The 14341-nt window shown below is 65.8% G+C and carries 10 protein-coding genes; 5 read left to right on the top strand and 5 right to left on the bottom strand.

Annotation, left to right across the window (positions count from 1 at the left end):
• The first annotated feature begins 263 nt into the window (after positions 1 to 263).
• The 3 genes from V6M89_RS27510 (at position 264) to V6M89_RS27500 (ending at position 5266) form a co-directional block, all read left to right on the top strand.
• A complete protein-coding gene (locus V6M89_RS27510; protein ID WP_332856202.1) occupies positions 264 to 1769 on the top strand; it encodes a DUF3369 domain-containing protein in 1506 nt (501 codons plus the stop codon).
• An 89-nt stretch (positions 1770 to 1858) separates the two neighbouring features.
• Positions 1859 to 4336: a TonB-dependent receptor plug domain-containing protein gene (locus tag V6M89_RS27505; RefSeq protein WP_332856201.1), complete on the top strand. Its 2478-nt coding sequence runs from the start codon at positions 1859 to 1861 to the stop codon at positions 4334 to 4336.
• 12 nt (positions 4337 to 4348) lie between these two features.
• A complete protein-coding gene (locus V6M89_RS27500; RefSeq protein ID WP_332856200.1) occupies positions 4349 to 5266 on the top strand; it encodes an SAM hydrolase/SAM-dependent halogenase family protein in 918 nt (305 codons plus the stop codon).
• Positions 5267 to 5335: 69 nt separating this feature from the next.
• Here V6M89_RS27500 and V6M89_RS27495 read toward each other — a convergent pair whose 3' ends face one another.
• The 3 genes from V6M89_RS27495 to V6M89_RS27485 all read right to left on the bottom strand — a co-directional run bounded on the left by V6M89_RS27495 (position 5336) and on the right by V6M89_RS27485 (position 8583).
• Positions 5336 to 7279 (bottom strand): GAF domain-containing sensor histidine kinase, encoded by a 1944-nt coding sequence (locus V6M89_RS27495; protein ID WP_332856199.1) that lies wholly within the window; start codon positions 7277 to 7279, stop codon positions 5336 to 5338.
• A 123-nt stretch (positions 7280 to 7402) separates the two neighbouring features.
• Positions 7403 to 7942, bottom strand: a complete 540-nt coding sequence (locus V6M89_RS27490; protein ID WP_332856198.1) for an FxDxF family PEP-CTERM protein — start codon at positions 7940 to 7942, stop codon at positions 7403 to 7405.
• A gap of 140 nt (positions 7943 to 8082) precedes the next feature.
• Complete coding sequence (locus tag V6M89_RS27485) at positions 8083 to 8583, bottom strand: hypothetical protein (protein ID WP_332856197.1); 501 nt, start codon at positions 8581 to 8583, stop codon at positions 8083 to 8085.
• Positions 8584 to 8933: 350 nt separating this feature from the next.
• Here V6M89_RS27485 and V6M89_RS27480 point away from each other — a divergent pair, with 350 nt between their 5' ends.
• Positions 8934 to 9590, top strand: a complete 657-nt coding sequence (locus V6M89_RS27480) for an Npun_F0296 family exosortase-dependent surface protein (RefSeq protein WP_332856196.1) — start codon at positions 8934 to 8936, stop codon at positions 9588 to 9590.
• A 539-nt stretch (positions 9591 to 10129) separates the two neighbouring features.
• Positions 10130 to 10522 (top strand): hypothetical protein, encoded by a 393-nt coding sequence (locus V6M89_RS27475; protein ID WP_332856195.1) that lies wholly within the window; start codon positions 10130 to 10132, stop codon positions 10520 to 10522.
• A 15-nt stretch (positions 10523 to 10537) separates the two neighbouring features.
• Here V6M89_RS27475 and V6M89_RS27470 read toward each other — a convergent pair whose 3' ends face one another.
• Both V6M89_RS27470 and queC read right to left on the bottom strand, forming a co-directional pair.
• Positions 10538 to 13597 carry a sensor domain-containing diguanylate cyclase gene (locus V6M89_RS27470; protein ID WP_332856194.1) on the bottom strand — a complete coding sequence of 1020 codons (3060 nt, stop codon included), beginning with the start codon at positions 13595 to 13597 and terminating at the stop codon, positions 10538 to 10540.
• Positions 13598 to 14305 (bottom strand): 7-cyano-7-deazaguanine synthase QueC, encoded by a 708-nt coding sequence (queC, locus tag V6M89_RS27465; RefSeq protein ID WP_332856193.1) that lies wholly within the window; start codon positions 14303 to 14305, stop codon positions 13598 to 13600.
• Positions 14306 to 14341 lie beyond the last annotated feature (36 nt).

The following is a 14341-nucleotide window of genomic DNA, read 5'->3' as shown; positions in this document are numbered from 1 at the left end:
TCCTGTCACACGCCGGTAAAAATAATTCTCACAGAGATAGCAATATTGCCAAAAACGAAGTATTGTTTCGGCTGCACATAAGCGTTACAGAAGACTAACGCTGCGCCGCCGCGCTCAGGCGCGACGTACAATCAGAGCGCCCGGAAACACCTCGGGAGTGTTGTGCAAAGCAACAGGAATTTTTGTTGCCTGTTGTTAAGAGCAGTGGGTAAGACTACAATCGAAAAACTATTTGGTAGTGCCATTTTGCGGAACCCGTCCCTATGTCCTTTTTGTCTTCTGCCTCGCCTAAGCTAGCGCCTTGGAAAGTCCTGTTGGTCGACGACGAACCGGACATCCATGACATTACAAAACTGACGCTGAGCCGCTTCCGCCTCGACGGCCGCGCCCTGAGCTTCGTGCACGCCTACAGCGGCGCCGAAGCCAAGGAAGTGCTGGCGCGCGAAACCGACATCGCCCTGGTGTTCCTCGACGTGGTGATGGAAAAGGAAGACAGCGGCCTGGAAGTGGCGCGCTGGATGCGCGAAGACCTCGACAACCAGTTCACCCGCATCGTGCTGCGCACCGGCCAGCCCGGCCAGGCCCCTGAAGAACGCGTGATCGTCAACTACGACATCAACGACTACAAGGAAAAGACCGAGCTCGACCGCACCAAGCTGTTCACCACCACCTTCGCCGCGCTGCGCGCCTACCGCGACATCATGAAGGTCGAGGAAGCCCGCCGCCAGCAACTGAACTACCGCGAAGGCCTGGAGCGCGTGATCGCCGCCTCGGCCCACATCTTCCAGCAACGCAACCTGAAAGACTTCGCCAACGGCCTGCTGCAGCAAGTGGTGGCGCTGCTGCGCCTGGAGCACAGCATGCTGTTGCGCCTGCGCGGCGCCACCGCCATCAGCGGCGAGAACGAATACGAAATCCTGGCCCAGATCGGCGACGAGGACGGCACCTTGCTGGACGCCGCCGTGCTGGCCCAGCTCGACGCCGCCAAGAGCAACAAGATCTCGCGCGTCGAAGGCGACACCTACATCGGCTACTTCCCCAACAACAGCGGCAAGGCTTCGCTGCTGGTGCTCAAGGGCGTGGAAGAAATCTCCGAGATCGACACCAAGCTGCTGGAAGTGTTCTGCTCCGGCGTCGCCATCGCCTTCGACAACATCCTGCTGACCCAGGAAATCACCGACACCCAGGCCGAGCTGATCCTGCGCCTCGGCGACGTGGTCGAGTCGCGCTCCAACGAGGCCGGCAACCACGTGCGCCGCATGTCGGAAGTGTGCCACCTGCTGGCCCAGGCCTCCGGCATGCCGGACGACGAAACCGCCGTGCTGCGCCACGCCGCGCCGATGCACGACATCGGCAAGATCGCCACGCCGGACGCGGTGCTGCTCAAGCCGGGCAAGCTCGACGCGGCCGAGTGGGAAATCATGAAGCAGCACCCGACCGTCGGCCTGTCCATCCTCGACGGCTCGCAGCGCCCGATCCTGAAGGCGGCCGCCGTGATCGCCCACCAGCACCACGAAAAATTCGACGGCAGCGGCTATCCGCAAGGCCTGAAGGGCCACGACATCCACCTGTACGCGCGCATCGTCGCCGTGGCCGACGTGTTCGACGCGCTGATGCACAAGCGCTGCTACAAGGAAGCCTGGCCGATCGACAAGGTGGTCGAGCACCTGCGTGAAGTGGCCGGCCATCACCTCGACCCGGTCTTCGTCGACCTGCTGTGCCAGAACATCGACAAGGCGGTCGCCATCAACGAGCGCTTCCCGGACTGAGCCTCGCATAAGCATATTTGCAATAGATCTTTGTTAAACTGAATTCCTTGCCCGTAAGATCGTAGTCCGGTCCACGCAAGGAATTCACGATGCCACGCAGCCAGTACCCGCACGCCCTCCCCCACTTGCCTTTGCGCCGCAGCGTGCTTGCCTGCGCGCTGCTGCTGGCCGCGCTGCCCGAGGCGCAGGCGCAACAAGCCGACGCCGCCGCCATCGACCAGGTCACCGTGGTCGGCTCGCGCGCGCGCAACCGCACCGTGTACGACAGCGCCGTGCCGATCGACCGCTTCGGCCAGCGCGAAGTGGAGAACGCCCTGTCCAGCGGCGAACTGGGCGCGGCCTTGCAAAACCTGGCGCCGTCGATCAACTTCCCGCGCATCGAATCGAGCGGCGCCTCGGACTCGGTGCGCGGCATCCAGCTGCGCGGCCTGGCGCCGGACCAGGTGCTGGTGCTGATCAACGGCAAGCGCCGCCACACCAGCGCCGTGCTCGACACCGAGAGCAGCTTCGCCGGCACGGTGCCGGTCGACGTCAACGCGATACCGCCCGGCGCCATCGACCACATTGAAATCCTGCGCGACGGCGCCGGCGCCCAGTACGGCAGCGACGCCGTGGCCGGCGTCATCAACATTGTGCTGAAGAGTGCCCGCAGCGGCGGCTCGGCCTCGGTCGGCTACGGCGCCAACCACACCGACTTCAAGCCCACCAACGAGAGCAAGACCGACGGCCAGACCAAGACCGCCAGCGCCGACTACGGCGTGCCGCTGGGCGACGCCGGCTTCCTGCGCTTCGGCTTCGATACCCGCAGCCGCGCCCCGACCCAGCGCGCCGGCTTCAGCGACGCCGGCTGGACTTCGTGGAACGCCACCCCGGCCGACCTGGCGCTGGACGGCAAGGTGGTGTTCAAATCCGGCGACTCTCACCAGAACAACAACTACCTGTTCTACAACGCCCTGCTGCCGCTGGCGAACGGCGTCGACGCCTATTCCTTCGCCACCGTCAACCAACGCAAGTCCGACGGCAGCGCCTACTTCCGCTATCCGGGCGACCCGTCCAACGTGCCGGCCTTGTACCCGGCCGGCTACCGCCCCGTGACCCAGGGCGACATGACCGACACCAGCATCGTGGCCGGCGCCCGCTTCACCGCCGCCGGCTGGAACGCCGACCTGAGCGCGCGCCACGGCGGCAACCTGTTCCGCTACGACCTGAGCAACTCGGCCAACGCCTCGCTGGGCGCGCAGAGTCCGACCCACTTCCACCTGGCCAGCTTCGACTTCCGCCAGAACGCGCTCAACGCCGACCTCACGCGCGAGCTCGACCTGGGCTTGGGCGCGCCCGTCAACCTGGCGCTGGGCGCCGAGTTGATGCACGAAACCTACCAGAGCTCGCCGGGCGACGCAGCCTCCTACGCGGCCGGCCCCATCGTCGACGCGCCGCCGGGCGCGCAGGCCGGCCCCGGCTTGCGTCCGCAGGACGCCTTCGACGGCAGCCGGGCTATCCGCTCGGTGTACGCCGACCTCGAAAGCGATATCACCAGCCGCCTGCTGCTGGGCGCGGCCGCCCGCTACTCCGACTACAGCGACTTCGGCAGCGCCAGCACCGGCAAGCTGTCGGCACGCTACAAGCTGAGCGAGTCCTTCCTGCTGCGCGGCTCGCTGTCCAACAGCTTCCGCGCGCCGGCCTTGGTGCAGACCGGCTTCCGCTTCTCCACGCTCAACTTCAACAGCGACGGCAGCGGCCTGCAGACCGCCTCGCTGCTGCCGGCCAGCGATCCGCTGGCGCGCAGCTTCGGCGCCGAGGCGCTCAAGCCTGAGAAGTCGACCAACCTGTCGCTGGGCCTGGCATGGCGGCCGCAGCGCAACACCAGCTTCACGCTGGACGCCTACCGCATCAAGATCCGCGACCGCATCACCCGCACCAGCGACCTGCAAAGCGACGCCGCCACCGCGTATTTGGCCAGCATCGGCCGCAGCGACATCCAGTCGGTGGCCTACCTGGCCAACCTGCTCGACACCAGCACCACCGGCCTGGACGCGGTGCTGAACCACGACCTGCGCTTCGCCGGCGGCAAGCTGGACCTGAACGCCGCGCTCAACCTGAACCAGACCCGCATCGACCACGTGCGGCAAGGCTCGGCCGCGCTGGCCAACATCGATCCGTCGCTGACGCTGCTGACCGACACCAGCCTGTTCCGCATCCGCCACGCCTCGCCGACCAGCAAGCTGGTGCTGAGCGCCGACTGGCAGGCCGCGCGCTGGAGCCTGCTGGCGCGCGCCACCCGCTTCGGCGCGCTGAAGGATTTCTCGTACGACCAGGACGCGCCCCTCGACGACGGCGTGCATGCGCAATCGTTCGGTGCGGTATGGTCGGTTGACCTGGAAGCGCAGGTCAAGCTGAACAAGCAACTGACCTTGGCCGTCGGCGGCGACAACATCCTCGACCGCTATCCGGAGCGCGTGCGCCAGACCAACAACGCCACCTACGGCGGCGCGCTGCCATACAACTTCATCAACCCGATCGGCGTCAACGGCGCATACTTCTACGGCCGCCTGCGCTACACTTTTTAAACTGAGGACTCCATGAAGCTCACCCGCATCTCCACCCTGTTCGCCGCCGCCTGCCTCAGCACCTTGATGGCCGCGCAAGCCCACGCCAGCAATGCTCTCGTGCTGCTGACCGACTTCGGCACCTCGGACGGCGCCGTCTCCGCCATGCACGGCGTGGCCTTCGGCGTCGATCCCAAGCTGAACGTTTCCGACCTGACCCACAACATCCCCGACTACGACATCTGGCTGGGCGCCTACCGCCTGTACCAGACCGCCAACTACTGGCCGCAAGGCAGCGTGTTCGTCGCCGTGGTCGATCCCGGCGTGGGCACCACCCGCAAGTCGGTGGTGTTGAAAACCAAAGAAGGCCGCTATTTCGTCGGCCCCGACAACGGCCTGTTCACGCTGATCGCCGAGCGCGACGGCGTGGCCGAGCTGCGCGAGATCGACGAGAAGGTCAACCGCCTGGCCGGCTCCGGCGAGTCCTACACCTTCCACGGCCGCGACGTCTATGCCTACGTCGGCGCGCGGCTGGCCTCGGGCGCGATCAACTTCGAGCAGGTCGGCCCGGTGCTGACAAGTGAATCGGTGGTGAAGATCCCTTACCAAAAGGCGGTACGCCAGGGCAAGGTGGTGCGCGGCATCATCCCTGTGCTGGACATCAAGTACGGCAATGTCTGGACCAATATCCCGAAAGCGCTGTTCGACGAGCTGGGCATCGGCGTGCACGAGCGCGTGCAGGTGCGCATCCTGCACAAGGGCAAGCAAGTGGACAAGGTGGTGGCGCCGTTCGAACACACCTTCGGCGGCGTCGCCCAGGGCAAGCCGCTGGTCTATTTGAACAGCCTGCTGGATGTGGCGGTCGCCGTCAGCCAGGGCAACTATGCCAAACAGCACCACATCGATTCCGGCGTGGACTGGGAAATCGAGATCAGCAAGGCAACGAAGTAACCCGGCACAGCGGGGTCAGACCCCGTACGGGGTCTGACCCCAGAGCATCATTGCCGTGCGGGGTAGGCCTTACTTGCGCTTGACCTTGGGGAAGCGCAGCTTGTAGTGCAAGCCCATGCCGGGCGCGCTGACCACCTTGATGGTGCCGCCCAGCGCGCCGGTGACCAGGTTGTACAGGATGTGCGCGCCCAGCCCGCTGCCGCCCGAACCGCGCTTGGTGGTGAAGAAGGGATCGAACAGCTGCGCCAGCGTGCTGTTGTCCATGCCGGCGCCGTCGTCGCTGTAGTCGAAGTCGACGAAGTCGCCGTCCACCTTGCCGCTGATCTTGATTTTGCCGGACTGTCCCTCCTCGAAGCCGTGCACCAGCGAGTTGACCACCATATTGGTGACGATCTGCGACACCGCGCCGGGGAAGCTGGCCATGTTGATGTGCTCGTCGCAATCGATCTCGACGGCGATCGGCTTGCCCTTCAGCTTGGGTTGCAGCGACAGCAGCACCTCGTCCAGGTATTTGCGCAGGTTGAAGCTGCGGATATCGTCGGACGACTGGTCCACCGCCACCTGCTTGAAGCTGCGCACCAGCGCCGCCGCCCGCTGCGTGTTGGTGGTCATGATGCGCAGCGATTGCGAGATGATGTCGAAGAACTGGTTCAGGCCGTCCTCGTCCAGCGTGCCGGCCGCCATGTCCTCGCGCGTCAGCTTGAGCTCTTCCACCAGGTGGCTGGTGGCCGTCACGCAGATGCCCAGCGGCGTGTTGATCTCGTGCGCCACGCCGGCCACCAGCCGGCCCAGCGAGGCCAGCTTCTCCTGCCGCACCAGTTCGCCCTGCGCATCCTTGAGCGAGGTCAGCGCATTCTCCAGCGCCGCGTTCTGCTCCTCCAGCGCGTCCTTGGCGCGGCGGATCTCGCGGTCGGCCTGCATGCGCGCGATCGCCACCGCCACGTGGCTGGCCATGAAGGCCAGGATGTCGAGGTCGGCCTGGGTATAGGTCACCGAGTCGTCGTAGCTCTGCACGATGATCACGCCGTAGGCCACGTCGCCCAGCAGCATCGGCGCGCCCATCCAGCTGGCGATGTCGGTATTGCCCAGCGGGTGATCCATCTCGCCGCTGGCCACCAGCGCCTTGAAGCCGGCGCGGTCCAGCAGCATGGCCTGCTTGCGCTGCAGGACATACGAGGACATGCCGACGCCGTAGTCGAAGCGCTTGACCGGCGCCTGCTGGTCCTTCTCGTCGACGAAGTACGGGATGCTGATTTCCTTGGTGTCCGGGTGGTACAGCGCCATCAGGAAATTCTGCGCCGGCACCAGCTCGCTGATGATCTGGTGCAGCCGCATGTTCAGGCGGCTGCCGCCGGTGGCCGTGGCCGACAGGTTGGCCAGCTCGTACAGCGCGCGCTGGATGTTCTCGGCGCGGCGGCGCTCGGCCACCTCGTGCGCCAGCAAGGCGGTGCGCTCCTGCACCGCGCGTTCCAGCCGGTCCATGCTCTGCAAGCCTTGCAGCGCGCTCGACACGTGGTTGGCGATCAGCGCGAACAGCGCCTGGTCTTCCTCGTTGAAGGTGTGTTCCTTGTCGTAGCTCTGGATCACGATGGCGCCCAGCGACTGGTGGTTCTGGTCCAGCAGCGGGCAACCCATCCAGTGCTCGGCGATGGTGCCGATGCCGAAGCCGGCGTTGGCCTCGCGCCGGGACTGGTGCTCGGCCGCCGTCATCACCATGCGCGCGCGGGTGTTGATCACGGTCGCCGTCGGCGACTCGCCCTCGACCAGCTCGAACAGCTCGTCGCGGCTGGGCGGATCGTCCACCTCGTCGACGAAATACACGAAGCGCACCTGGTTGACCGGACCGTCGCGGTCGCTCAACGCCACGAAGAAATTGGCGGCATACATGATGCGGCCCAGCGCCGCATGCACGGCCTGCAGGAACTCGCTGATATCGGTGCAGCTGCTCGACTTCTGCCCGATTTCCAGCAGCATGGTTTGCACGGCTTCCAGGCGGGTGAGACGACTTTCCATCGATTTTCCTATTGTGAGCTAATGCGCATAGGAAATACTAGCAGGTCCGGCCCGCCCCGGCCACAGAAACAAAAACAGCCAGGCCGTCGCAACGGCCTGGCTGTCGATCAGTGCGGCAAAGGCTTAAGCCTGCTTGCGCTGGCGGCGGCTCACCATCGCGCCGATCAGGCCCAGGCCGCCCAGCAGCATGGCATAGGTTTCCGGTTCCGGCACGGCCGTCACGGTGACGCCGGACGAATACACGCCCGACGAGTTGGACATGGCATGGCCGCTGATCAACACGTAGTAGCTGCCGGCGCCCAGCACGGCCGAATCGAGCTGCCACTGGTCGGTCTCGCCGGTCGACAGCTGGTTGCCGCCCAGCAGCAGGCCGCCGGCGTTGTACAGCGCCAGGCCGCTGATGTCCAGGCCGTTCCTCGCATTGCCCGAATGCGAGTAGACGTCAGCCGAAATGGTCGAGGCGCCGGTCAGGGTGAAGGTGTATTTGTCGGCAAAGGTATCGTCTTTGTGGCCACCGGTAATGAAGTGGCCACCGAAGTCCGCACCGCTGCTCAGATCGAGCGGGGTGTCGGGATTGCTGATGTCTGCCGCAAACGCGCCTTGCGACAGCAAAGCAGCGCCGGCCATTGCGATGGCGCCAACCAAAACTTTGACTTTTATCATATCGAACTCCTAAAAAATGGGAGTCCAAAATGTAGCAGTCTCATCATTTTTAACCGGCCGCGCACGATAGAATGTTACATCCTCTTACACGTTTATTTAACGAAATCTTAATTCCAGTAAAGAACAAATGACGCGGGAAACTAGGGCTTGCGGTAGCCGTTCTCCATCCATGCCGAGGCGCTGGTCACGCTCAGCTTGAAGGTCGGCGCCACCCGCACCCGCGCCAGCTCCTCGCCATACGGGTCGAAGGCGCTCAGCGTGGCGTAGGGGTCGTCCTCGTCGGGCACGATGTCCAGGCAGACCTTGACCTGGCCGTCCTCGCCGTTGACGAAGACGTTCTTGTGCAACTGGGCATGCAGCTGCTGCTCGTGGCGGCGGATCACCTCGTTGGCGGTCTTGACCAGGGTGTTGAAGGCGTTGACGTCCAGCGGCTTGGGGTTCTTCTTGTCGCGGCCCATGGTCCACGGCCCCACCAGCGCCGGTTCCGGCTCGCCATCCTTGATCATCGCCACCGCCCAGCCCTCGTCGTCATCGTTCTTGATGACGCGCGCGGTCCAGCCATTCCCTTGCCATACGCGCGCCTCCTGGATCGGGGCGTCGTCGTCCTGCTGCTGTTCGGTATCGGGGTAGTCTGCGCTCATGCTGTCGGCTCGTGGTGAAAAATGGATGGGGGTGAAATGATAAGCGGCCGGCGCGGCCGGCTGTTAGTTTTTTGCAGCAAATTGTCAATAACGCGCCATAGCCGATTTAACTTTCTCATCAGCAAGTTGCTAGTCACTGAGGGGCTGGTGCCGGTATTTCCGCCGCCAGCGACACGTCAATGTCACAAACAGGCATGGAAATTAACATAAACCGAACAAACACTCTAAAGTTGAACGGGCATTGTCAAGGGAATATTACTATTATCAATCTTGAATCACCAGTTTCCAGTAGTTAATAAAAGCTCAAGCACGGTGCAATCGTTCACCGGCCTCACATAAGGAACGCCAAAATGTCCATTTCCAAAACCTTGCTGGCCCTCGCCCTGGCCGGCGCCGCGCTCAGCGCCAGCGCCGCCGTCACCTATAGCGCCTCCGGCGGCCTCACCTCCGGCGTTGGCGGCGTCACCACCAACACCTTCGACGACGGCCTGCTGCCGATCGGCTTCGCCACCTACGATCAACTTGGCGCGCTGATCCCGTCGCCGGGCAATTCCGGCTATGCGGCGCAGCCGCCGGGCGACCCCACCGCCTTCTTCTCGGTCGGCGTCAGCAACGGCCAGCCATCGTCGTCCAGCGTGACCTTCGGCGGCATGGGCGTCAGCTATTTTGGTTACTACATGGGTTCGCCGGACGACTACAACATCGTCACCATGTACAGCGGCAATACGATGGTGTTGCAAATCAACGGCAACGATATGGCGGGCGCCGCCAACCTGATGGCCAACGGCAACCAGCAAGTCGGCTTCTACATGAACTTCTTCACCAACAGCGGCACCACCATCACCAAGGTCACGTTCTCGGCCAACCAGAACGCCTTCGAGTCGGATAACCATTCCTACATCGCGGCCGTACCGGAACCCGAAGTCTATGCGATGCTGTTGACCGGCCTTGGCCTGCTGGGTTTTGCCAGCAGCCGTCGCAAGGCCGATGACGAGAAATTCTATTGAGCCCGATGGGCCCAGCACCAAAGCCCGCGTTGAGCGGGCTTTTTTTACGTCTGGCGGTTGGCGGTCAGTCGACGACGTTCAGCACGAGATGCATGGCCGCGGCGGCGGCATGATCGGCGGCCGCAGGGGCGTAATGCGCGGATCGATGGCCGGATCCGGCATGTGGTAACTGAACGGCGTAATGATGATAGGCGGTATCGTCGGCGGCGCCGATGGCGGGCCTTTCGGTCCTCCTCCGGAAAGCTGCTGGGCGCTACGTTGGCGCCGAGTCCGCTTGCACATCGAGGATATCGATTGACCCTCGCTCAAATCTAGCCAAGCCATGTTAAAGCCCTCCCTGCAATAGGTAGATTATCAGTATAGGCAGGCATAACTTTAAATCAAGGAACATTCCCCGCTCATCGCGCCGGACCGGCCTTCCATCCCGCCAATTTGCCGGTCTGTCGCAATCCGCTGGCCGCCGCCGGGCGGGCTCGGTAAAGTTCAACCATGCCAAACGGCAAAAGAAATACGAAACAACCCAACCACCGAGGTCAGCCATGAAAATCACCGCTAAAAAACTGGTATTCGCCGCCTTCATCATCCTGCTGGCCGCCTCCGCATGGCAGTCGGTGTTCGGTGACGGCATGCACGTCAACATCGACGGCGACGAGATCGACGGCCCGATCGGCTTCCTGCTCGGCACCCTGTTCGCCGGCGGCGGCCTGCTGATCGCCGCCGTGGCCATCACCTGCGCGACCGTGTTCGTCGGCGTGCTGTTCGCCGGCCTCGGCATCCTGATGATCAGCGGCATGGTGCTGCTGGCGGTGGTGGTGGCGGCGGCGGTCTCGCCCCTGTTGCTGCCGCTGCTGATCCCGGTCGGCATCTACATGATCTTCCGCTCGCGCTCCCGCAAACAGCAGCAGCGCGCCATGCTGGAACACGCAGTCTAAGCAGTACTTACCGTTTCAATCGGAAGCGGCCGGGACCTGAACTCCCGGCCGATCCGCCTTCATCCCCGCCTCCGCCAGTTCCACCCGGTTACGCCCGCCGCGCTTGGCGCAGTACAAGGCCTGGTCGGCGCGCCGCAAGGCCACATCGCCGCCGCTGTCGGCCCCGCCCAGCGCGGCGATGCCTATGCTTACCGTCACCGTCACCGTCAGCCGCAGCCCGTCGTCCAGCAGCATGGCCGCCTCGGCCACCCGCAGCCGCAGGCGCTCGGCGTACACCGCCGCCGCGTCCAGCGTCGTGCCGGGCAGCAGCACCGCGAATTCCTCGCCGCCGATGCGGCCCAGCATGTCGATCTTGCGCTGGCCGTCGCGCAGCAGGGCGCCCAGCTGGCGCAGCACGGCGTCGCCGGCCGCGTGGCCGTGCTCGTCGTTGATGTGCTTGAAATGGTCGACATCGAGCAGCAGCACGGCGGCGCAGGCGCCGATGTCGCGCTGCAGCCGGGCGTGCTCGTCCTCCAGGCGGCGCATGAACTCGCGCCGGTTCGGCAGGCCGGTGAGGAAATCGGTGGTGGCCAGCACCCGCAGCTCGTCGTTCATGCGGCGCCGCTCGGTCACGTCCAGGGTCGAGACGATGACGAAATCCAGGCTGTGCGTATGACCAGGCATCACCAGCAGGGTCAGCTCGTTGAGCCGGGCCGTGCCGTCGAGGCGCGTGTAGCTGCCTTCGCAGGCGAAGAAATGCTGGCCCTGCGCCAGCGCGGTCAGCGCCAGCGCGAAGCTGGGCATGGCGGCCAGGTCGAAGTTCTGCGCCAGGCTCAGCTGCGATAAATCCTTGCGCCCCGGCGCCGCCCCCACCTGCGCCAGCGCGGCGGCGTTGACGTCGACGATGCGCACCAGCGAGGCCAGGCGTTGCAGCTGGCTGGCGTTGGCCTGCAGATAGCGACCCAGGTCGTCGACCCCGGACAACTCCAGCTCGGCCAGCGCGGCGTGCACGCCCGACCAGTCCTGCTCCCACAGCGCCACCGGCGCGTGGTCGTACAGGCTGCGGAAGCGGGCCTCGCCGGCGCGCAGCGCCACGGCAGCCTGCGCCTGCTCGATGGCGATGCCGGCCAGCCGCGCCGCCTGCTCGATCAGCGCGATATTGGCCAGGCTGGGCAGGCGGGCCTCGCGGTGGTAGATGGCGAAGGTGCCCAGCACATTGCCGCCGACGCCGTAGATCGGATCGGACCAGCACGAGCCCAGCCGGGCCTGCAAGGCCAGGTCGCGGTACTCCATCCAGGTCGGCGCCTGGCGGATGTCCTCGACGATCACCCGGCTGCGCGTCAGCACCGCCTGGGCACAGGCGCCCGGCGCGCCGTGGATGGCGCGCCCGTGCACAGCGGCGTTGAAGAAAGCCGGCAGGCTGGGCGCGGCGCCCACCAGCAGGTGCTCGCCGCTCTCGTCCAGCAGCAGGATGCTGCACAACATTTCCTCGTTGCCCGCCTCGACGCCCTGCACCACGCTCTCGAGGATGGTTTGCAGCGGCGCCCCGGTGGCCAGCAACTCCAGCACGTGGCGCCGGGTCTGCTCGCGCTGCTCGCCCTGGGTGCGCTCGGTGATATCGCGGAACGACCACAAGCGCGCCGGTTCGCTGCCCAGCTGCATGCCGCGCGCGTGCTGCTCGATCACGCGGCCGTCCTTCAGGTGCAGCAGCTCCAGCTGGCTGTCCCGCTGCAGGCCCGGCAGCGCCATCTGCTGCGGCCCCGGCTCCAGCAGCGGCGCCTGGCCGGGATGGAGCATCTGCTGTGCCATGTGCGCCGTCAGCACGGCGCCGTCGGCCTGCCAGTCCAGGTGATCGGGCAGGTTCCACAGTTCGCGGAAACGGCGGTTGGCGCTGAGCACCCCGCCTTTCAGGTTGTCGACCAGGATGCCGTCGACGGTCGAATCCAGAATGCTGCGCAACATGGCCTGGCTGCGTTGCGCGCCCTCGGCCAGCACCAGCAGCGCGGCCTGGCCCTGTTGCAGCTCGCCGCTGAGCCGTTCGGCGCGCGCCTGGGCGTCGCGGGCGCGCACGCGGCCGCGCGCCAGCAGCCAGGTCAGCCCGGCCAGCAGCGCGCTCAGCAATACGCCGCCGACGGCGACCTGCTGAGCCCTGGCGCTGTCCGCCGCCGCGCTGGCGCGTGCGGCGATGTCCAGCGTCCAGCGGTGGCCGCCGACGCTGATCTGCTGCAGGCTGCTGCGCCGGCCGGCGCCCGCGCCCGGACGGCTGTCGTACATCAGCGCGGCCGCCGCGATGGCGTCGCCGTCGTAGATTTTCACGTCCAGCGCGCCGGCGCGCGGCCCGCCCAGCCCCGCCATCAGGTCGCCGACGCGGAACGGCGCGTACACCCAGCCCTCGATGGCGGCGCGCCGCAGCGCCGCCGTGGCGGCCGGCTGCCCGCGGCCAAACACCGGCAGCACCATCAGGAAACCCGACTGGGCCGGTTCGACTTCTTCCTGCTCCTGCACCAGTCGGATCTTGCCGCTGACGGCGGGCAGGCCGGAATCGCGCGCCTGCTCCAGCGCGCCGCGCCGCACCGGTTCGGACGCGACGTCGTAGCCGAAGGCGCGCCGGTTGTTGGCGTCGAACGGCTCGAGGTAGATGATGGGGGCGTACCAGGCGCGCGCGCCGTCCGGCCGCACGCGGTAGCCGGGGTGGCCGCCCAGCCGTATCGCGCGCTCATGGGCGTCGCGCTGCGCCGGCGCCACCAGCGCGATGTAGCCGACGCCGTGGATGCCGGGGAAGTGCAGGTTGAGGTGTTGTCCGGCCAGGTAGGCGCGGAACTCGTCGCGGTCGACCGCGACGGAACTGGCGAACAGGCCCTGCACGCCGTACAGCACCTGCACATAGGTCTGCATGCGCCGGTCGAGATTGTTGACCAGCTCGCGCACGCGGCTGTCGAAATCGGCCTGCGCCTGCTGGTCGGCATGCTGGCTCGCGCCCAGCCACAGCACGCCGGTCGCGCCCAGGCAGCCAGCGAGCACCAGCAGCGGCAGGACGCCCGGCGAGAGCGTATCCTGCAGCAGCCGGCGCAGCCTGGCCTGGGCGCCGGGAGACATCTACACCTCGGTGCCCGCGAACTGGCGGTAGCCGCGCGCGCGCAACGCGCATGCAGGACAGGTGCCGCAACCATAGCCCCAATCGTGCAGCGCGCCGCGCTCGCCCAGGTAGCAGGTGTGGGTGCCATCGCGGATCAGGTCGACCAGCTCCTGGCCGCCCAGCTCCTGCGCCAGCTCCCAGGTCTGGCGCTTGTCGCGCCACATCAACGGGGTTTCCAGCTTCAGGCGGGTATCCATGCCCAGGTTGAGCGCCACTTGCAGCGCCTTCATGGTGTCGTCGCGGCAGTCCGGGTAGCCGGAGAAGTCGGTCTCGCACATGCCGCCCACCAGCACCGTCAGGCCGCGGCGGTAGGCCACGGTGGCCGCCACCGTCATGAACAGCAGGTTGCGGCCGGGGACGAAGGTGTTCGGCAGGCCGTTGGCCTGGGTTTCGATGGCGATATCGTGCGTCATCGCGGTCTGCGAAATCTCGGAGATCAGCGACAGGTCGATCATGTGATCCTCGCCCAGCTTGGCGTTCCATTCGGGCGAGTGGGCGCGCAGGCGCGCGATCACGGTCGGGCGCACGGTCAGCTCGATGGCGTGGCGCTGGCCGTAGTCGAAGCCTATGGTTTCCACGCGCGCGTAGTGCTTCAGCGCCCAGGCCAGGCAGGTGGTGGAATCTTGGCCACCGCTAAACAGGACCAGGGCGGTATCGGTAGGCAGCATTACTTTGTTCTTTCAAGGGCTTGCAAGGCGTTGCAA

The sequence above is a fragment of the Duganella sp. S19_KUP01_CR8 genome (assembly GCF_036688705.1).
Lineage (GTDB): Bacteria > Pseudomonadota > Gammaproteobacteria > Burkholderiales > Burkholderiaceae_D > Rugamonas.
Note: the sequence above shows the minus strand (reverse complement) of the source record. Positions and strands in the feature narration are given on the sequence as shown.

Coding starts and splice junctions, on each gene's coding strand:
- V6M89_RS27495 (WP_332856199.1), bottom strand. CDS start 7,279: ATGGAAAGTCGTCTCACCCGCCTGGAAGCCGTGCAAACCATGCTGCTG.
- V6M89_RS27470 (WP_332856194.1), bottom strand. CDS start 13,597: ATGTCTCCCGGCGCCCAGGCCAGGCTGCGCCGGCTGCTGCAGGATACG.
- V6M89_RS27500 (WP_332856200.1), top strand. CDS start 4,349: ATGAAGCTCACCCGCATCTCCACCCTGTTCGCCGCCGCCTGCCTCAGC.
- V6M89_RS27490 (WP_332856198.1), bottom strand. CDS start 7,942: ATGATAAAAGTCAAAGTTTTGGTTGGCGCCATCGCAATGGCCGGCGCT.
- V6M89_RS27475 (WP_332856195.1), top strand. CDS start 10,130: ATGAAAATCACCGCTAAAAAACTGGTATTCGCCGCCTTCATCATCCTG.
- queC (WP_332856193.1), bottom strand. CDS start 14,305: ATGCTGCCTACCGATACCGCCCTGGTCCTGTTTAGCGGTGGCCAAGAT.
- V6M89_RS27505 (WP_332856201.1), top strand. CDS start 1,859: ATGCCACGCAGCCAGTACCCGCACGCCCTCCCCCACTTGCCTTTGCGC.
- V6M89_RS27480 (WP_332856196.1), top strand. CDS start 8,934: ATGTCCATTTCCAAAACCTTGCTGGCCCTCGCCCTGGCCGGCGCCGCG.
- V6M89_RS27485 (WP_332856197.1), bottom strand. CDS start 8,583: ATGAGCGCAGACTACCCCGATACCGAACAGCAGCAGGACGACGACGCC.
- V6M89_RS27510 (WP_332856202.1), top strand. CDS start 264: ATGTCCTTTTTGTCTTCTGCCTCGCCTAAGCTAGCGCCTTGGAAAGTC.